At 72.1% G+C, this 17,525-nt stretch carries 16 protein-coding genes; 3 read left to right on the top strand and 13 right to left on the bottom strand.

Features of this window, described 5'->3' with window-relative positions; translation table 11 throughout:
• Positions 1-46: 46 nt before the first annotated feature.
• The 3 genes from ADX84_RS05095 (at position 47) to ADX84_RS05085 (ending at position 3,327) form a co-directional block, all read left to right on the top strand.
• The gene (locus tag ADX84_RS05095) at positions 47-976 is read left to right on the top strand and encodes a helix-turn-helix domain-containing protein (protein WP_049568282.1); all 930 of its coding nucleotides are present in this window, start codon (positions 47-49) and stop codon (positions 974-976) included.
• Between the two features lie 117 nt (positions 977-1,093).
• Complete coding sequence (locus ADX84_RS05090) at positions 1,094-2,542, top strand: amidohydrolase family protein (RefSeq protein WP_049568450.1); 1,449 nt, start codon at positions 1,094-1,096, stop codon at positions 2,540-2,542.
• A gap of 35 nt (positions 2,543-2,577) precedes the next feature.
• On the top strand, positions 2,578-3,327 hold the full coding sequence (locus ADX84_RS05085; RefSeq protein ID WP_082206303.1) for an Atu4866 domain-containing protein: 750 nt from the start codon (positions 2,578-2,580) through the stop codon (positions 3,325-3,327).
• A gap of 72 nt (positions 3,328-3,399) precedes the next feature.
• Here ADX84_RS05085 and ADX84_RS05080 read toward each other — a convergent pair whose 3' ends face one another.
• The 13 genes from ADX84_RS05080 to ADX84_RS05020 all read right to left on the bottom strand — a co-directional run bounded on the left by ADX84_RS05080 (position 3,400) and on the right by ADX84_RS05020 (position 17,388).
• Positions 3,400-3,963 carry a dihydrofolate reductase family protein gene (locus tag ADX84_RS05080; protein ID WP_049568279.1) on the bottom strand — a complete coding sequence of 188 codons (564 nt, stop codon included), beginning with the start codon at positions 3,961-3,963 and terminating at the stop codon, positions 3,400-3,402.
• Positions 3,964-4,170: 207 nt separating this feature from the next.
• Positions 4,171-4,833: an SRPBCC family protein gene (locus ADX84_RS05075; RefSeq protein ID WP_049568276.1), complete on the bottom strand. Its 663-nt coding sequence runs from the start codon at positions 4,831-4,833 to the stop codon at positions 4,171-4,173.
• A gap of 2 nt (positions 4,834-4,835) precedes the next feature.
• Positions 4,836-5,171: a helix-turn-helix transcriptional regulator gene (locus tag ADX84_RS05070; RefSeq protein ID WP_049568273.1), complete on the bottom strand. Its 336-nt coding sequence runs from the start codon at positions 5,169-5,171 to the stop codon at positions 4,836-4,838.
• Positions 5,172-5,287: 116 nt separating this feature from the next.
• A complete protein-coding gene (locus tag ADX84_RS05065) occupies positions 5,288-6,388 on the bottom strand; it encodes a cytochrome P450 (protein ID WP_082206297.1) in 1,101 nt (366 codons plus the stop codon).
• The gene (locus ADX84_RS05060) at positions 6,370-7,707 is read right to left on the bottom strand and encodes a cytochrome P450 (RefSeq protein WP_234003844.1); all 1,338 of its coding nucleotides are present in this window, start codon (positions 7,705-7,707) and stop codon (positions 6,370-6,372) included. The genes ADX84_RS05065 and ADX84_RS05060 overlap by 19 nt, the downstream gene beginning before the upstream one ends.
• 348 nt (positions 7,708-8,055) lie before the next feature.
• Entirely contained in the window at positions 8,056-8,961 is a 906-nt protein-coding gene (locus ADX84_RS05055; protein WP_049568268.1) for an aminoglycoside phosphotransferase family protein, read from the bottom strand.
• A 109-nt stretch (positions 8,962-9,070) separates the two neighbouring features.
• A complete protein-coding gene (locus ADX84_RS05050) occupies positions 9,071-10,159 on the bottom strand; it encodes a peptidase C39 family protein (protein ID WP_049568265.1) in 1,089 nt (362 codons plus the stop codon).
• A gap of 56 nt (positions 10,160-10,215) precedes the next feature.
• A complete protein-coding gene (locus ADX84_RS05045) occupies positions 10,216-12,318 on the bottom strand; it encodes an iron ABC transporter permease (RefSeq protein ID WP_049568261.1) in 2,103 nt (700 codons plus the stop codon).
• Positions 12,318-13,370, bottom strand: coding sequence for an iron-siderophore ABC transporter substrate-binding protein (locus tag ADX84_RS05040; protein WP_049568258.1), 1,053 nt, complete (start codon positions 13,368-13,370; stop codon positions 12,318-12,320). The genes ADX84_RS05045 and ADX84_RS05040 overlap by 1 nt, the downstream gene beginning before the upstream one ends.
• Before the next feature lie 103 nt (positions 13,371-13,473).
• The gene (locus tag ADX84_RS05035) at positions 13,474-14,283 is read right to left on the bottom strand and encodes an ABC transporter ATP-binding protein (RefSeq protein ID WP_156208028.1); all 810 of its coding nucleotides are present in this window, start codon (positions 14,281-14,283) and stop codon (positions 13,474-13,476) included.
• A gap of 165 nt (positions 14,284-14,448) precedes the next feature.
• Positions 14,449-15,288, bottom strand: a complete 840-nt coding sequence (locus ADX84_RS05030; RefSeq protein ID WP_234003843.1) for an AraC family transcriptional regulator — start codon at positions 15,286-15,288, stop codon at positions 14,449-14,451.
• A 154-nt stretch (positions 15,289-15,442) separates the two neighbouring features.
• Positions 15,443-16,420: an arsenic resistance protein gene (locus ADX84_RS05025; RefSeq protein ID WP_049568253.1), complete on the bottom strand. Its 978-nt coding sequence runs from the start codon at positions 16,418-16,420 to the stop codon at positions 15,443-15,445.
• A gap of 14 nt (positions 16,421-16,434) precedes the next feature.
• Positions 16,435-17,388: an alpha/beta fold hydrolase gene (locus ADX84_RS05020; protein ID WP_049568249.1), complete on the bottom strand. Its 954-nt coding sequence runs from the start codon at positions 17,386-17,388 to the stop codon at positions 16,435-16,437.
• Between the last annotated feature and the right edge of the window lie 137 nt (positions 17,389-17,525).

The raw sequence follows: 17,525 nt of genomic DNA, 5'->3' as shown, positions 1-17,525 counted from the left end.
CCCTCACCACTTCCGGCCGAAACCTCCCGGACCTAGCCTTGACGGCATGGGCACTGACCGAAGCTCCGATCCCCGGTTCCACCTGGGGGAGTTTTTGAGCGCCAGGCGTTCACGGCTGCGCCCCGAGGACCTCGGGCTGGTCACGTACGGCCGCCGCAGGGTTCCGGGCCTCCGCCGCGAGGAGGTGGCGCTCCTGGCCGGGGTCAGCACCGACTACTACATGCGCCTGGAACAGGGCCGCGAACGGCATCCCTCCGCGCAGGTGGTCGAGGCGCTGGCCAGGGCGCTGGAGCTGGACGGGGACGCCGCGGACCACCTGCGTCGACTGGCGCGCGCCGATGGACGCCCGCACGGCCGGGCCCGCCGGGACTCGCGGGTCTCCCCGCACCTGGCCCGCCTCTTAGAGCGCTGGAGTGACACTCCGGCCTTCGTGCTGGACCACCCTCTGGACATCCTGGCCCGTAACCCCCTCGCCGAGGCCCTGCACTCCGACTTCGCCTTGGACGACAACCTGGCGCGCATGGTCTTCCTCGACCCGGCCGCGCACCGATTCCACCGCGAGTGGCGGCGGACCGCATCGGCGACCGTCGCCGAACTCCACCGCGCGGCGGGCCTGAACCCGGACGATCCCCGGTTGAACGAGGTCGTCGGTGAGCTCGCGCTCAAGAGCGCGGAGTTCCGTACCTTGTGGGCGCGACACGACGTACGGGGCAAGACGGGCGACGCCAAACCGCTGCACCACTCCGAGGCGGGCGACCTGGACCTGCGCTACGACAGCTTCACGGTCAACGGCGCACCCGGGCAGCAGCTGATCGTCTACCAGGCGGAACGGGGGAGCCCCTCGGAGGGCGCTCTGGCCCTGCTCGGATCCCTGCACGCCGATGTCCACGATCGGGGCGACCCGGCGGAGCGGGACCGCAACGGCCGGGACCGGTTCGATTCGAGACCGGGGTTCCGGGAGTCGCCGCCCCGGTGACTGGGAGTCGCGCACCAGGGATGACGGCGACCTGGTTGCCCCGGCGTAGCGGGACGAGACTTCGGGGTGAAGGCGGTGGAGCCCTCCACCGCGCGGCATCCGACCGAGGAAGCACTCATGAGCTCCGAGACCATCGCACACGACCCCGGGAGCCCCGTCCTCCTGGAGGAGATCCGGCGTCGGGCCGACGACCCCGGGCGGCGTGTCCTGTTCACCAACGCGACCGTGGTCACCATGGACCCGGAACTCGGGATCCTGGAGCGCTCGGACGTCCTGGTCGAGGGGGACTCGATCGCCCGGGTGGGTCCCGGCCTGGAGGCGGAGAACGCGGTGGTGGTCGACGCCACGGGCACGATCATCACTCCGGGGTTCGTGGACACCCACCGGCACGCCTGGCAGTCCCAGCTTCGCAGGATCATGCCGGACGTGAACGATCTCGTGGACTACGTGACCACCACCCTGGCCGGTTACGCGCCGCTCTACGAGCCCCGGGACATGTACGTCGGCACCCGGCTGGCCGCGCTGTCGGCGATCGACGCCGGCATCACCTGCATGCTCGACTTCTCACACAACTCGAGGTCGCGCGAGCACTCCGACGCCGCGGTCCGGGCGCTGGTGGACAGCGGCGTCCGCGGTGTCCACGCCGCGATGGGGCCGCACTTCGGCGCCTGGGACCAGCAGTGGCCCGGAGACCTCGCCCGGCTCCGGGAGGAGTACGCGGACGGTTCGGACCAGATGCTGACCCTGCGGGTCGGGGCGCTGGCCACCGACGAGATCGCCGGACCGTCCCTGGCCTACGGGCCGGAGCTGGCGCGCGTCGCCAGGGAACTGGATATCGGGGTCAGCGTTGACGCGGTCTTCGGTACCGCGTCGTCCCGGTCCGTGCGGGCCTGGGCAGACCAGCGGCTGCTGGGGCCGCACGTCACCCTGATCCACGCCACCGGCCTGACCGACGAGGCGTGGAAGCTGATCGGGGAGACCGGGACCACGGTCTCCCTGGCACCGACCTCCGACGCCCAGATCGGTCTGGAGACCGCGATCCCCGCCGTCGACGAGGCACTCGCCGTGGGAGTGCGCCCGGGGCTGAGCATCGATGTGGAGGTGGCCCTGGCCGGGGACATGTTCACCCAGATGCGGGCCCTGCACACCGTGCAGCGGATGCGCGCGGTCAACGCCGCCTACGGTGCCGAGGCCGAACCGGTCCGGATCGGCGTGCACGACGTGCTGGACTTCGCCACCCTCCAGGGGGCACGGACCAACGGGCTGGCCGGAGTGACCGGTTCGCTCACCCCGGGCAAACGCGCCGACCTCCTGGTCATCGGTGCCGAGGACCTGAACAACATGCCGCTGAACGACCCGGTCGGCACCGTGGTCCTGGGCGCGGACGCCCGCAACATCACCGCCGTCCTGGTCAACGGCGAGCCCCGCAAGTGGGGCGGGAGGGTGCTGGACCTGGACCTGGACGCACTGCGGGAAGAGGTCCACGGCTCACGGGACCGTCTCCTCGGACGGTCCGGGACGCAGACACCACCGCACGAGCGACACCGAACGATCACCGACGCGTGAACGCCACCAAGCGAGAACAGGACATGAGGAGCACCATGAACGAGACCCCGAAGACCCCTGCGTCGAGCGACCCGACTCCCGCGGTCCAGCCGAGGCGCGACGAGGCCCTGCTGGCCCAGGTGAGCGATGCGGACGGACGCCCACTGCTGCTGACGGGCGGCGTCGTCATCACGGACGATCCGCGGATGGGCGACTGGCAGCGGGCGGACGTCCTCATCGGGGGAGAGGTGATCGTCGGGGTCGGTCCGGGCCTGCTCACGGCGGCCGGGGACGACGGCATGATCGTGATCGACTGCTCGGGGACCGTCGTCCTGCCCGCCTCCCTCGATCTCACCGGGGATCGTGTGGGCGGCACCCTGACCCCGGGTGGGACCGCGAATATCGCCGTGTTCCGGATCGCCGACGAGTCCGGAGACCCCGAGGGAGCCGCTTCGACCGGTAACGGTCGACTCGACCTGCTGATCACCGGCGGGCGGGTCAGGATCTGGAACGGACGGCCGGTCGAGGAGCCGGGTTCCGACACGGAGGGGGTGACCGAGCCCGTCCACGACCCGGACCACCCCCACACGGGGCTGTGGGTGGAGGAGAACGGGTTCGTCCGCCAGGAGCTGCTGCCGAACGGTCGCTACGACGAGGCACGCGGTGACAGGGAGAGCGCCTACACCGGCCGGTACTGGGTCGACGGTTCCCGGATCGACTATCTCGACGACCTGGGTTTCTGGGCCTTCGGAGAGTTCGACGGAGACGTGTTGCACCACGCCGGATACCGCTTCACCAGGCGCTGAGGCGCTGAGGCGCTGAGGTGCTCGGGCGGCGCCGTACGGCCACGGGCTGACGTGGACGGTGCCGCCCGGGACTCACCGCACGACGTCGAGGATCTGCTTCTGCACGCCGTTGGAGTACACCTGGTGCTCGACGAGTTCGAGCCGGGTCAGGTCCTTGTCGGTGTCGCTGAACAGTCGCTTGCCCGCTCCCAGGAGCACCGGGAAGACCAGCAGGTGGTAGCGGTCGACCAGCCCGGCGTCGGCGAGGACGTGGCCCAGGGTGGCGCTGCCCTGGACGGAGAGCGGGCCGCCCTCGGTCCTCTTCAGCTCGGCGACGTCCTCGACCGTGCGCAGGATCGTGGCGGGCCAGCGCGGGTCCTCCTCGGTGAGCGTGGTGGACACCACGTAGCGGGGCTTGGAGTTGTACCCGGCGAACTCCTCCATGCGGGGCCACACCCGGGCGAACGCCTCGTAGCTGCGCCGACCCAGCAGCAGGGCGCCCGCCTCCTCCTGTTCCCGCCCCTTGATCTCGAAGGCCGCCTCGTCCGCCTCCACGGAGTTCATGGTCCAGCCGGAGTTGCGGTACCCGCGTTCCCCGCCCGGGGCCTCCATGACCCCGTCGACGGACACGAAGGCGGTGACGATCAGGCTGCGCATGGTGGCTACCTCGCTGCTGGGGCGTTGGCTGTCCTGGGTTTTGTACCACCGGGGTCGGACATCGCGGGTCAGGCGGTCGCCGCGACGGCGGCGCGTCGGACACGCCGAGCGGGGACGTGGGTTGATCCGGTGGGGTGACCGGTGGCAGGCTCCTGAGCGAGGAGACCGCCACGACAACGGCGTCGTGGCGGCCTCCCTCCGCGCCGGTCAGTCGCGGCTCGGCGGTTCCTCGCCGAGGAAGAAGGCGGTGGTCCGGTCCCGGGCCGCCTCGGCCTGGGGACGCGATTCCCCGGACACCACGCTGGCCTCGGCCCAGTGCGCGCTGCTCGCCGTGATGAATCGGCGGCCCTCGTCGGTGCGTTCCCAGCCCTGCGCCTCCTGCGGCGTGAGCGCACCCGCGTGCAGGTGCTGGGCCAACCCAAGCAGGGCCAGGTCCCAGCCCACACCGGTGGCGCCCGGGCCGAACTGCTCCCAGAACTGAGCCACCGAGTCCGCGTCCGCGGTGTGTTCCAGGGTCAGCCGCGCGCCGTCGCCGTCCGGGTCCACCCGGACCGCGATCCAGCTGACGTCCCCGCCGTACTCCCAGGTGGCACTGAAGGAACGGGGTGCCTCGCAGGTCTCGACGGTGCCGTTCGCGTTGCCCTCCACCTGGTACCGGCCGCCCTGGCGCAGGTCCCCCGAGACGGGGGCGAACCAGCGGGGGAGCCGTTCGGCGGAGGTACAGGCCTCCCACAGGTCCTCGACCGTGGTGGAGTAGCGCTGGCTGATGGACGACACCAACGTCCGGCGTCCATCACGATCCCCGGTCTCCAACGCTCGGGAGACGGCTTCGATCTGCCCGTCCACGTCGACGGGGTTGCGCTCGCTCATGGTCACTCCTGGGTGCGTCGTTGTCGCTTTCCCCGGGCGATCTCGGTCTCCAGAGCGGCCAGCCGCGGCGCCCAGAACCGGCGGAACGGGTCCAGCCAGTCGTCCACGGGGCGCAGCGCCTCGGCGTCGATGGAGTACAGCCGCCGGGCTCCCTCGGCGCGCACGGTCGCGAAGCCGTGGTCCCTCAGGACCCGCAGGTGCTGGGAGACGGCGGGCTGGCTGATCCCGAACTCCTCGCGGACCACCGTGGTGAGTTCGCCGGAGCTGAGCTCCCCGTCGGAGAGCAGCTCGAGGAGCCGCCGTCTGACCGGGTCACCGAGAACGTCGAAGGCATGCATGACCAGAGTATATCAATCGAGGCTTATATAAGTGGATGCTGAGGTAAAGGATCTCGGACGCGAAGGAGCCCCGCGCGCCGAACGTGCGGCTCGCGGGGCTCCGTGGCGTGTCCGGGTCAGCCCAGGACGACGGGCAGGCGGTCGAGACCGCTGGAGACGATGGAGGCCGTTTCGGGGAACTCCTCGCCCTCGGCCAGACGGAGGTTCGGGAACCGCGTGAACAGCTGCTCCAGCGCCGTGATCCCCTCCAGTCGGGCCAGACCGGCACCGAGACAGAAGTGCGGGCCGTGCGAGAAGGCCAGGTGCGAGTTCTGGGCGCGGCGCAGGTCGAAGACGTCCGCGTTCTCCCCGTGCTGAGCCGGGTCGCGACCGGCGGCACCGAAGCCCATCAGCAGGGCCTCGCCCTTGGGCACGCTCACCCCACCCAGGGTGACGTCCTCGGCCGTGTAGCGCAGGGGCATGTACTGGACGCTGGCGTCCCAGCGCAGGGTCTCCTCCACGGCGTCGGCCCAGGACGCCTCGCCGCCGCGGATGAGAGCGAGCTGGTCCGGGTGGGTGAGCAGGGCGTGGACCGCGTTGCCGATGAGGTTCATCGTGGTCTCGTAGCCCGCGCCGATCATGAGGATCAGGGTCCACACGAGTTCGCTCTGCGACAACCGCTCGTCGCCCTCGGCGCGCGCGTCGAGCAGGGCGCTGGTCATGTCGTCACCCGGGTTCTTCGCCTTCTCCTCGGCCAGCCCGCTCAGGAAGCTCTGGAGGTCCGTGTTGGTCCGGGCGGCCACCTCGGGGGTGATGGTCGCGTCGAAGACCCGGTGGATCAGCGTGTGCAGGGTGTCGCGGTGCTCCTCGCCGACACCGAACAGCTCGGAGATCACCGTCATCGGCAGGGGCAGCGCCAGGCCCGCCCGGAGGTCGACCGGACCAGGGCCGGCGGCCTCGACGGCGTCCAGGAGCTGCCCGGTGATCTTCTCGACGCGGGGACGCAGCGCCTCCACCCGGCGCGGGGTGAACGCCTGGGACACCAGGGCGCGCAGCCGCCGGTGCCGGTCCCCGTCCGCCGTGAGCATGTTGTCCGGGGCCACCCAGGAGATGAGCGGCCAGTCCATGGGGATCTCGCCCTCGGCCCAGGGGCGCCAGTGCCGCGCCTCCTTGCGGACCCCGGGGTGGGCGAGCGCCTCCATGAGCACCTCGTGTCCGGTCAGCGCCCGAACAACCACGCCACCAACGATCTCAACTTCGACGACGGGGCCTCGGGAGCGGAGTTCTGTGGTCTGTCGGTGGAGGTCGTAGGGGTGGAGGACGGGGATGTCTGTTGCCATGGAGGTGTCGTGCCCTTCGGGGAGACGGGGGTGAACGTTACCGGCAGCTGGGAGAGCGCCAGGGCGAACGGGGCGGGTCGTCGGTGGACGTCCTCCTTGTTCGTCCGCAGGTCGGGCAGGCGCTTGGTGAGGGTCTCGACCCCGACCTGCGCGATAGCGTACGCGAATCCCTGTGCCGGGCACCGGTGCGGTCCGACCCCGAACGCGAGGTGCGCGCGGTTGCCCGACTCGATGTCCGGACCCTCCCCTGCCATCGTGGCATGCGCGGCCGCGTATCCGAGGAGAATCGGCTCACCTGCCCGGATCACCGTGCCCGTGCTGACCCGCACGTCCTTCACGGGGTACAGGACGGGGTAGTTGTTGACCGGGGGGTCGATCCACAGCAGCTGGTCGATCGCCTCGCCGATCCCCACGCGGGCACCTCGGAAGGCCTGCCGGACCTCGTCGTCCGCGAGGAGCGTGTGGGTGGTCCCGGAGATGAGGTTCGCGGTGGGTTCGGCCCCGGCCCCGATCGTCACCACGAGCTGGTGCAGGAGTTCCTCGTCGCTGAGCCCGGACCGGTGCTGGAGCAGCCAGGAGGTGACGTCCTCGCCGGGCTGGGCGTGCTTGGCGGAGATCGCGTCGGACAGCGCCCGCTCGTACTCGCCGTTGGACTTGACGACGTCGATGCCGTCCCACAGGGCGCTGAGGGAGTTCAGTACGCGCTCACCGACGTCGCGGGAGAAGCCGAAGATCTCGCACAGGACCAGGAGCGGGAGCAGGCGCGCGTACTCGGAGACCAGCTCGGCCTGACCGCGTTGGCAGAAGGCGTCGATGAGGATGTCGGCGTGCTGGCGTGTGATGTCCCCGATCCGGCTCTCCGGGACGCGGCCCAGGGAGTCGATCACCGAGCGCTTGAGGCGGGCGTGCTCGTCGCCGTCGGAGTACAGGAGGTTGGGACGGTGCATCATCATCGCCACGACCGGGGCGTCGTCGGGGATGCGGCCCTCACGCCAGTCGAGCCACAGGCGGGAGTCACGGCGGAAGGTGCGGGTGTCCCGGCACCACGCGGTGATCAGTGCGTAGTCGGCGACGACCCAGGCCTTGATCCCGGGGAAGATCTCGGCGGGGAACACGGGGCCGTGTTCCTTGACCATGCGCCGGTTGACCGCGTGCGGGTCGGCGGTGAATTCAGCGGAGTGCAGCTCGGCGTACGGGCATCGGGGGGCCACGGGCATCCTGTTCTGGGAGGCGACGAAGCGCCCAGTCTAATGAAACTTTGGGTTCTTTTTACATCTTGCGTCACTCCCGAATCTCTTGTCCCAGGGGGCCTGTGGTGCGTGGGGCCGCCCAGTGCAGGTTCGGACATCGCGGTGTAAATCGGGCGTCGTCGCGCTGACCAGGCAGCCCGCGATCGAACACGGCCCGCCGGCCAGGCGGGCCCGCCAGCGGCGTCGGCCGGTGTTGGGCCCGCGTTGGGGAACCCGTCGAATCGACCGGTGACCAGCACCACCTCCGGTCCGCTCCGCCCCGCCGCCGGGCGTCCGCGCGGTCGGGGCGCACGGTCGGGTGCACGTCACGCCGCCCTAGCCCAGGAGTGCCTGTTCGATCTGACGGGACGTCTGCGCGGCGATGTCCGGGTGCGCGGCGGCGTGGACGACGTACGCGATCAGACCGGTGGCCAGGGCCCAGCCCCGGCCCCGCGCCCACAGCGCGTCGTCCTCCCCGGGCCCCAGTCCGAGCTCCGATCCGAGTTCCGCGCGAAACTCCGCCCGGGTGGCCGGGGACATCAGGGCGAAGGCCATCATGAGGTCGCGTGCGGGGTCGCCCACGCCGAGACTGCCGAAGTCGATCACCGCGCTCACCTCACCATGGGTGGTCAACAGGTTGCCGGTGTGGAAGTCTCCGTGGAACCAGACCGGTGGGCGGTTCCACGCGGGGGCGTCGAGCGAGTTCTCCCAGAGGGAAGTCAGGGCCCGGGCGTCGAAGGTGTCGGCGACCATGGCGATGGAGGACCGGGTGTCCGGATCGCGAAGCGCCAGCGGTTCGCCCGCCAGGCGTTCCGGGACGTCGCGTGGTGTGCTCCGCTGGAGGGCGGCCAGGAACCGGGCGAGCCGTCGGGCGCCGACGGTGCTGTCCGCGAGCGCCTCGACCGTCGCCGTCTCACCCGGCAGCCAGCGCGACACCGACCAGCGCCACGGGTACCCGAACCCCGGTGCGCCCACGGCCACGGGCTCCGGCACGGCCAGCGGGAGGTGCGGGGCCAGGCGCGGCAGCCACAGTGACTCCTTGTCCGCCTGCCCGGCCGCGTCCGCGTGGCGGGGGAGCCGGACGGACAGGTCCTCGCCCAGCCGGTGGATCACGTGGTCGAGGCCGCCGGGGCGGACCGGCCGAAGCGGCAGCCCGGCCCACCGAGGGAACCGTTCGTCCACGAGCCGCCGGACCAGCCGGGTGTCGATCTCGGGGCACCCGTGTGGGGCGGTCTCGGTCATCAGGGGCCACGTCCTTCTCTACGTCTGCTCGTGAGGCGGCGCCCCCATCCCACTCCCCGGCCCCAGGGTCCGTCCACTCCATTTTCCCGTTCGAGGTGGTGGAGTGTGGTCAGGCGTCGGGGCCGGTGGCGTGTCCGAGGGCCACCGCGCCCCGGTAGCCGTCCGGACCCATCGTGGACATCGCGTCGAGAGAGGCGTCGGGGACGGGCAGCAGGTGCGCGTCCACCCAGGTGTCGCCCGTGGCGGCGTTGGTCCAGGGGTCCTCGACCACCACGGCCCTGGGCACGGCGCCGTGGCAGAGAACCCAGTGCGGCACGTCGAACCCCTGCATCGTGGCGAGTGAGAGCAACAGCAGTACCCGGCGGCCCCGGGTGAGGGACCCGCGCAGCCCGTCCAGGGAGAGTCGGCGCGCGTCGAGGGGGAGCCCGGCCCGCTCCGCGTCGGCGCGCGATCCCCGCTGGAGGACGGCGCGCCACTCGCGCTCGTCCCCGGCGTAGGAGTCCAGGAGCACGGGCTGGTCGGTGTCCAGGTGCACCGTGACCGACGCGTCCGGCCACGAACGGTGAACGGCGACGCCCAGGCCCACGGGTTCGCAGGCCGGGAAGTTGGTGGCCCCGCGCCACAGGCCCAGCTCGGCGGCGCGGTCGAAGGACCCGGGCGGCAGCGCACCCGCCCCGACCCGGGCCATCAGCGCGGTGACGGCGCCGCAGGTGAAGTTGGTGGTCTGCCGGTAGTACGGGGGCTCGGACACCTCGGCTTCCACCAGCCAGCGCACGTGGCCCGCCGGCGGCTGACCGGGGTCGTCCACCCGGCCGCTCGGGCCGTCCAGAGCGGTGAATCCGAGGGCCGCGGCCTCCCCGGGACTCACGCTCCACCCCTCCCACTTGACCTGGGAGAGCCCCCGCTCCTCGGCGAGCGCGACGACCGCCGCGACGGCGCCGGACGCGTCGCCCACCGCGTCGACGATCTTCGTGTACGCGGTCCCCGGTCTGGCCGTCACCAGAGCGGCACCGGCCCACGCGCCCCCCGGGCCCTCGGTGACGGCCACGATCTCGGGGGAGTGGGTCGAGCGGTCGAGAGCTCCCCAGCGCTCCAGCACGTCGACCGGGGCGACCGGAGCCAGTTCAGGGGGTGGAGCGGCAGGGTCGAACGTGACTACGACCCGGTTCTCCGGCGGTCGCGCGTGGTGGGAGGGCATTCGGTACTCCGTGAGTTCTCGGGGTGGACGGGCGCCAGGCGGGCGCCGTTGGTCGTTCACACGCGGGAGCGGCGCAGGATCCAGAGCAGGTAGGGGCCTCCGACCAGGGCGATCATGAGTCCCGCCGGGACCTGCGCGGGGGCGATGAGGGTGCGGCCCAGGGTGTCGGCGACACAGACCAGCAGTGCACCGGAGACCATCGCCACCGGCACACTCCGTGCGTGCCGGGCCCCGACCAGGGCGCGCGCCAGATGGGGAGCCACGAGCCCGACGAAGCCGACCACCCCCACCGCGACCACGCTGACGGCGGCCAGGACGGCGGCGACGCTCAGCAGGGCCAGCCTGGTCCGACCCACTCGTATGCCGAGGACGCGCGGGGTGTCCTCGTCCACGGCGAGCAGGTCCAGGTGGCGGCTCAGCAGCAGCACCAGGGGCGCCGCCACGAGGAGGACCAGGGCGACGGGCAGGACGTCGGGCAGGGTCCGGCCGTACGTGGTCCCCGACAGCCACGTGAAGATGCGCGGTGTCTGCCAGGGGTCGGCGCGCAACAGGAGGAAGGTGGTGATGGCGCTCAGGCTGTATCCGCACCCGATGCCGATCAGGACGAAGCGGTCCGGGCGCAGGGAGCCCCGCCAGGCCAGCACGCAGATCAGCGCGAAGGTGGCCAGGCCCGTCAGCACCGCCATCGTGCTGAGCGAGACCACGCCCCCGGCCGGGTTGGAGGTCACGACGATCACCGCGCCCAGGCCCGCCCCGGCTGTGATGCCCAGCAGGCCGGGCTCCGCGAGGGGGTTGCGCACGGTGCCCTGGACGACACTTCCGGCCAGGGCGAGCGCGGCTCCCGCGAGGACGGCTGCGACCACACGCGGAAACCGATCGTCCAGGGCCCGGCCGACCAGATCCGGGGCGGTCCCCTGGAACCAGAGCGCGAGGTCCCCGGTCCGGAGCCACAGGCTGCCAGCGAGCACGGCGACCAGTGCGGCCGCCGCCAACAGAGCGGCCACCACGAGCAGGACCACCACGAACCGCCGTGTGGAGCGCGGACCGGCCCCCGCCCCCGGCGGGCGGCGGAGGGGGCCCGCGTCGCGCAGGCGCAGGGCCAGCACGACGATGAGGAGCCCACCGAGCATCGCCGTGGGCACACCGGTGGGAATGGATGCGGCGCCCTCGGCGCCCAGCAACGCGCGCAGGGACGCGTCCGCGAGCAGGATCAGAGCGGCGCCGAGCAGCCCGGAGACGGTCACCAGGAACAGGTGCCGGTGCAGGGCGGGAACGCGGGAGGCGATCAGCCGCGCCAGTACGGGGGCGCCCAGCCCGACGAAGGCGATCGGACCGGCGAGCGTCACCGACGCACCTGTCAGGATCACCGCGCAGACCACCGCCGTGATCCGGGTGGAGTGCACGGGAACACCGAGCGAGGACGCGGTGTCCTCACCCAGCCCGAGGACGTCCAGCCGACGGCTCAGCAGTAGCGCCACCACGAGCACCGCCACGATGAGCGGCATCGCGCGCAGGGACGCGTCGACGTTGAGCTGGGCGAGGGATCCGCTGCCCCAGGCGAAGAGCCCGGTGGTGTTCTCCTTGAACAGGATCAGCAGCATGCCGGTGGCCGCGTCCAGGGCCATCGCCAGCGCCGAGCCCGCCAGCACCAGACGTGTGGTGGCGGTCCCGGCGGCGCTGCCCGTGAGCGCCAGCACGAGTGCCGCCGCCAGCAGGCCGCCGCCGAAGGCCACCAGGCCCGACGCCCAGAGCGGCACGGCGAGGCCGAACGAGGCGACCAGGGTCAGCGAGAAGTAGGAGCCCGCCGTGACCGCGAGCGTGTCGGGGGAGGCCAGCGGGTTGCGTGTGACGGACTGGAGGAGTGCCCCGGCCACGCCCAGGGCGAAGCCCACGGCCACACCGGCGAACAGGCGAGGAAGCCGCGAACCCTCCAGCACGTCGCCGACGGGCACCCCGCTGACCTCCTCCCGGTCTCCCGCGAGGAATCGCACGAGGTCCCACCAGCCCACACCCGAGGTGCCCTGCGTGAGGTGCCACAGGCCCAGCGCGCAGATCGCGGTGACCAGCGCCGTGACCACCGCGGCCCCGGCGGCCCCGCCGCGCGGGCCGGGGCCCGGCGACGGAACCGGCCGGGGCCCGGCGGAACGGAGTTCGCTCATTACTGCGTGAGGGAGTCGACGAAGGCGTCGATGGCCTGGGCGGTCGAACGCGGGCCGCCCGCGCCCCAGACCCTCGGGGGGAAGGCGTGCGCCCGCTCCTCCTTGACGGCCGGGAGGGAGGTCCAGATCGGGTTCTTCTCCAGCTCCTCCACGTAGCCGCCGACACCCTCGTCGTTGGCGTAGAAGAGGTTGGCCCCACCCACGGCGGTCAGGCCCTCGACATCGGTCTGCGCGAGACCGTAGGAGGGGTCGACGCCGCCGTCGCCGTAGGCGTCGTTGATGTCGTCGGTCCAGGCGGAGGTCATCCCGAGCTCCTCGCCGAGCGCGGTGAACAGGGCGCCCTGACCGTAGGGGCGGATGGTGAGGTTGCCGCCCTGGAGCCATCCGTCGAAGAAGAGGAAGTCGGTGGTGGGGAGGTCGACGTCGGCCACCTGCTCGCGGGCCTCGGCCAGGTGGTCCTCGAACTCCCGAACGACCTCGTCGGCCCGTTCGGTGCGGCCGGTCGCCTCGCCGATCATCTCGAAGACGTTCAGCATGTTGCCGATGGGGTCGGCCGGGTCGGCGCCCCGGGTGACGAGGACCGGCACGCCGCGCTCCTCCAGCCGGGCGATGATCTCGTCGTCGGGTCCGGCGGCCTCCACGACGATGAGGTCGGGGTCCTGCGCGTACAGGGTGTCGAGGTCGGGCTCCTCGCGGTTGCCGATGTCGGTCACCCCCTCGGGCAGCTCCTCCGCGCTCACCCACGTGCTGTAGCCCTCGGGGTCGGCCACGGCCACCGGGGTGACGCAGAGCGTGAGGGCGTCCTCGACCTGCTGCCACTCCAGGACCGCGACGCGTGCGGCGGGCTGGTCGAGTTCCACCTCCCGGCCGACGCCGTCGGTCAGCGTCACCGGGTCGGTCGAGGTGGCCGTGGCGTCCTCGGCGCAGTCCTCCGAAGGGGGCGCCGCGAGGGCCTCGGGCTCGGTCTCGTCGACACTGGTCGTGCCGCACCCCGAGGCGATCAGGGCGACGGCCACGGCCGTGAGGGTCGCGAGTCTGCTGGCACTGGTCATGGTGGGTTCTCTCTGCTTCGAACTGCTCTGGGGACTTCGCTGAGGGGTGGGGACGCCGGGCACGGGGAAACGAGGGGCGGTGCCGGTCAGTCAAGGGGAGGACCTATCGGTGGGCCGGGTGACGGCCCACCGGGTCCATGCGGAGCCGACCGGTGGGGTCCCGGGTGACCTCGATCCGGAGGCCGTAGACCTCGCTGAGGTTGTCGGTGGTGAGCACCTCCGAGGGCGGCCCCTCGGCGTGCGCGCGACCGGAGCTCAACAGCAGCACGCGGTCCGCGACGCGCGCGGCGTGGTCCAGGTCGTGCAGGACGACCCCGACCGCGACCCCGTGGTCCTCGGCCAGGTCCCGGATCAGGTCGAGGGTCTCGATCTGATAGCGCAGGTCCAGGTGGTTCGTGGGTTCGTCGAGCAGCACCACGCCGGTGTCCTGGGACAGGCAGGCGGCGAGCCAGACGCGTTGCATCTCCCCGCCGGAGAGCTGCCCGGCGGCCCGGTCGGCCATGTCCCGCACACCGGTGACCCGCATCGCGCGTTCGATCGCTTCCCGGTCCGCGGCTGAGGGGCCCGCGAATCCGCGCCGGTGGGGGTGGCGACCGAAGGCGACGACCTCGCTCACCGTGAGTCCCTCCGGCACGGGCCGGGACTGGGCGAAGAGCGTGACCTCCCGGGCGAACCGGCGTGCGCTGAGCAGGGACACCGGTCGGTCCGGCGCGCCGTCGCCGCCTCCGAGTGTCACCTGGCCGCCGTCGACACGGTGGAGGCGGGCCAGTGCGCGCAGGAGGGTGGACTTTCCGCTGCCGTTCGGTCCGACCAGTGCGGTGACCTGACCGGTGGTCAGGGTCAGCGAGGTTCCGTGGACGACGGTGGTCCCGCCGTAGCGGAGGACGAGCCGGTCCCCGTTCAGGGCGCTCACGCGCGGCGCGGTGCTCGGCGCACCACCCGCCCGAAGGGTGTGGCGCGTCGGACGTGAGCAGGGCCGACGCGGCAGGAAGTTAGGTTAGCCTTCACTCACTCAGAATAGGTTCGGGCGCGCGCTGGCTGCAATCAGGACTTCCGGACAGCCGATACGGAGAACCGGTCAGTGCCCGCGTGAGTGACCCGTGAACGCGCCCGGGGTCGTGCCCATCACGCGTCGGAAAGCGTCGATGAACGTGCTGGTCTGGGCGTATCCGAGGAGTTCGGAGACCTCCTGGACCTCGTTTCCCTCACTCAGCAGTGACAGGGCCCGGTGGACGCGCAGTGACTGTCGCCACTGCGCGAAGGACAGCCCCGTGGAGGCGCGGAACACACGGGTGATCGTGCGGGGGCTGGTGCCCAGGCCGCGAGCCCACTCCTCCAGCGAACGGTCGTCCGACGGATCCGCCATCAGGGCCTCGGCGATGCTGTCGGCGCGGGCGTCACCGGGCAGCCGCAGCGCCAGGCGCGGAGCGGTCGGCTCCAGCAGGTCGAACACGACCGCCTCCGCCCGCGAACGCGCCCCGGTGTCGATGTCCGTGCGGGCCAGGTGGATCAGCAGCGACTCCAGCGCCGGGGTCATCGCGATGGCCGTCGGCTCCGCGAAGGCGAAGGGCGTGCTGTCCGGGGAGAAGAAGGCGTTGTGCAGCCCCGCCCCGGCCGTCAGACGTCCCGTGTGCACCTCACCGGCGGGCACCCAGAGCCCGCACCCCGCCGAGACGGTGAACAGGCGCTCTCCCGCACGGGCGGTCAGCGCCCCTTGGCGCACCCACACCAGCTCGTGTGCCGGATGCGCGTGCGGCTCCCATTCCGTGGGCCCTCCCGGCGCGTGCGACTCCGAGACGATCACGAAGGGGGAGGGCGCTCCCTCGGGCAGCGCGGAGGCCCGGCGCAGTCGGGTCCTGGGCTCACGCCGCCAGGCCCCCGCCCCGGCGCCCTCGGAAGCCACCGCGAACTCGGCCACACCCACTGGCGCCCCACCCCCTTCCGCTCCGGGAAGCCACCGTCGACGACCTGCGCCGACACCGTAAAAATAGCCGAACTCACCCAGGTCATCACATCGGGTTCGACACACTCCCGCTTCGGGCGCGGGTGGGTCCCGGAGGGGGACACGCGGGTCAGGTCGTGGTGCTTCTTCCCTGCCCGGTCCGGTGGCGCACGCGCACCAGCTGGGCGAGCAGGGCCAGAACGGGCAGTTCCAGAAGCGGGCCGACCACGAGGGCGACCGCGATGAGCGGCCGGTCGGGGAAGGCCGCGACAGCGATCGCCAGGGCGATGGGCGAGTTGCGGGCGGTGGTGACCATGGTCAGGGTCACCCTTTGGTCGGCGGGCAGACGCGCCAACCGGGACAGGCCGACCGCGACCAGCGGCAGGACCACGAAGAACACCGCCAACGGGAGGAGCAGCGCGAGCAGGTCGCCCAGGTGTTCCAGGACGGTGCGGGCCTGCCAGGCGAACATCGCGAACACGGCCGCGTACAGCAGCGGAAGCACCAGGCGCCCGGCCGGTTCGCTCACGTGCCGCTCGCGCCAGTCGGCGTCTCTGAACCGGGCCGCGCCCCACCGGACCAGGACCGCCAGGGCCAGCGGCACCACCAGGACGAGCAGGACGGCCTCGGCGAGGGTGCCCGCGTCGACCATGGCCGCCCGCCCGCCCAGCAGCAGCACGTACACCGGCAGCAGGGCCAGCTGGAGGACCAGGTTGACCGGCAGCAGGGCGGCGGCGATGCCGGTGTGGCCCCGCGCCATGGCGGTGAAGACCAGGTACCAGTCCGTGCAGGGGGTGACCAGCAGCAACAGCAGGCCGATGCGCAGGTCCGGCTGTCCGCCGAGCAGGCCCGCGCCCAGCGCCCAGGCCAGCGCCGGGGTGAACACGAAGTTCAGGACCAGGCTGAGTCCCACCAGGGTCCTGGCCCGCCGGACCTCGCCCACGTGGGCGGCGTCCATCCGCACGAACACGGCGGCGAGCATCACGAGCAGCGCGGGCAGCACCACGTGTTCGGCCGCCGGGCCGATCGGCGCCAGCAGCCCCGCCACCAGGCCGGCCACGGCGGCCAGGGCCACGAACAGGCTCTGGAGGCGTTCGGCGATCGACATCGGTCAGGTTCCGTTCACAGTGTGGCGAGGAAGTCCAGGAGGGCCCGGTTGACCTCGTGGGGGCGCTCCTGCTGGGTCCAGTGGCCGCAGCCGGGCAAAGTGAGGTCGGCGTGCAGCTTCGGGGCGATCATGGTCAGCGCCGCGCGGAGTTCGGGCACGCCCCGAAGGACGGAGACCATGTCGCGGTCGCCCACCGCGTACAGCGCCGGGACCTCGACGCGCAGCCCCCGGAACGCGGCCATCAGGTCCTGGTTGCGGTCGATGTTGCGGTACCAGTCGAGGGGGCCGGTGAAGGCGTCCGGTGCGGCGTAGTCCCCGGCGAACACCTCGATGTCCTCGGCGGTGAGCCACGCGGGCAGCTCCTCCGGCTCGGGCAGGGTGTCGATCAGCCGTACCCCCTCGGGGGCGACCCACGGACGCGGCGGGCTGGCCCCGGAGGCCCCCACCAGGATCCGCCGCAGCGTCGAGGCCGGATCCGCCGACATCTCGGCGTCGGCTCGGCCGGGCTCCTGGAAGTAGGCCTGGTAGTAGCCCTCGCCGTAGGCGCGGCGAGAGGACTCGACGGAGGGGAGCCCGGCGGGCGGCAGCGGCGGAACGCTGAGCCCGGCCACGGCACGGACCAGGTCGGGCCGCAGCAGCGCCGTGGTCCACGCGACCACCGCTCCCCAGTCGTGGCCGACCACCACGGCCTCCTCGGCTCCGAGCGCGCCGATCAGCGCGGTGACGTCGCCGACCAGGTGCGGCAGCGTGTACTCCTCGGAGCTGGGCGCGCGGTCGCTGCGGGCGTACCCGCGCTGGTCGGGGGCGACCACCCTGTACCCGGCGTCCGCGAGGGCGGCGAACTGGTGCCGCCAGGAGTACCAGCTCTCCGGGAACCCGTGCAGCAGCAGGACCAGTGGTCCCTCGCCCTGTTCGGCGACGTGCAGGCGGAGGCCGTTCACCTCGACGCTGTGGTGCTGGATGCTCAACGCGACTCCTCTCCTACCCCCGCCGGGAAACCCGACGGGGGGAACCGGACCGGCGGGGGTCAGCCTAGGGGCTGGCTCTTTTAACACTATCCCAGCCCACGCGACAGGCCGAAATATCGTAAGGCGGCTTCTTCTTT

It is taken from the genome of Nocardiopsis sp. SBT366 (assembly GCF_001083815.1).
Lineage (GTDB): Bacteria > Actinomycetota > Actinomycetes > Streptosporangiales > Streptosporangiaceae > Nocardiopsis > Nocardiopsis prasina.
The sequence above is the reverse complement of the archived record's forward strand: the minus strand, read 5'-3'. Positions and strand labels throughout refer to the sequence as shown.

Bases quoted from the DNA above. Each gene is read 5' to 3' on its own strand.
- ADX84_RS05040 (WP_049568258.1), bottom strand. From the start codon at position 13,370: ATGACCAGTGCCAGCAGACTCGCGACCCTCACGGCCGTGGCCGTCGCC.
- ADX84_RS05075 (WP_049568276.1), bottom strand. From the start codon at position 4,833: ATGAGCGAGCGCAACCCCGTCGACGTGGACGGGCAGATCGAAGCCGTC.
- ADX84_RS05050 (WP_049568265.1), bottom strand. From the start codon at position 10,159: ATGCCCTCCCACCACGCGCGACCGCCGGAGAACCGGGTCGTAGTCACG.
- ADX84_RS05080 (WP_049568279.1), bottom strand. From the start codon at position 3,963: ATGCGCAGCCTGATCGTCACCGCCTTCGTGTCCGTCGACGGGGTCATG.
- ADX84_RS05085 (WP_082206303.1), top strand. From the start codon at position 2,578: ATGAACGAGACCCCGAAGACCCCTGCGTCGAGCGACCCGACTCCCGCG.
- ADX84_RS05055 (WP_049568268.1), bottom strand. From the start codon at position 8,961: ATGACCGAGACCGCCCCACACGGGTGCCCCGAGATCGACACCCGGCTG.
- ADX84_RS05025 (WP_049568253.1), bottom strand. From the start codon at position 16,420: ATGTCGATCGCCGAACGCCTCCAGAGCCTGTTCGTGGCCCTGGCCGCC.
- ADX84_RS05045 (WP_049568261.1), bottom strand. From the start codon at position 12,318: ATGAGCGAACTCCGTTCCGCCGGGCCCCGGCCGGTTCCGTCGCCGGGC.
- ADX84_RS05095 (WP_049568282.1), top strand. From the start codon at position 47: ATGGGCACTGACCGAAGCTCCGATCCCCGGTTCCACCTGGGGGAGTTT.
- ADX84_RS05060 (WP_234003844.1), bottom strand. From the start codon at position 7,707: ATGCCCGTGGCCCCCCGATGCCCGTACGCCGAGCTGCACTCCGCTGAA.
- ADX84_RS05070 (WP_049568273.1), bottom strand. From the start codon at position 5,171: ATGCATGCCTTCGACGTTCTCGGTGACCCGGTCAGACGGCGGCTCCTC.
- ADX84_RS05090 (WP_049568450.1), top strand. From the start codon at position 1,094: ATGAGCTCCGAGACCATCGCACACGACCCCGGGAGCCCCGTCCTCCTG.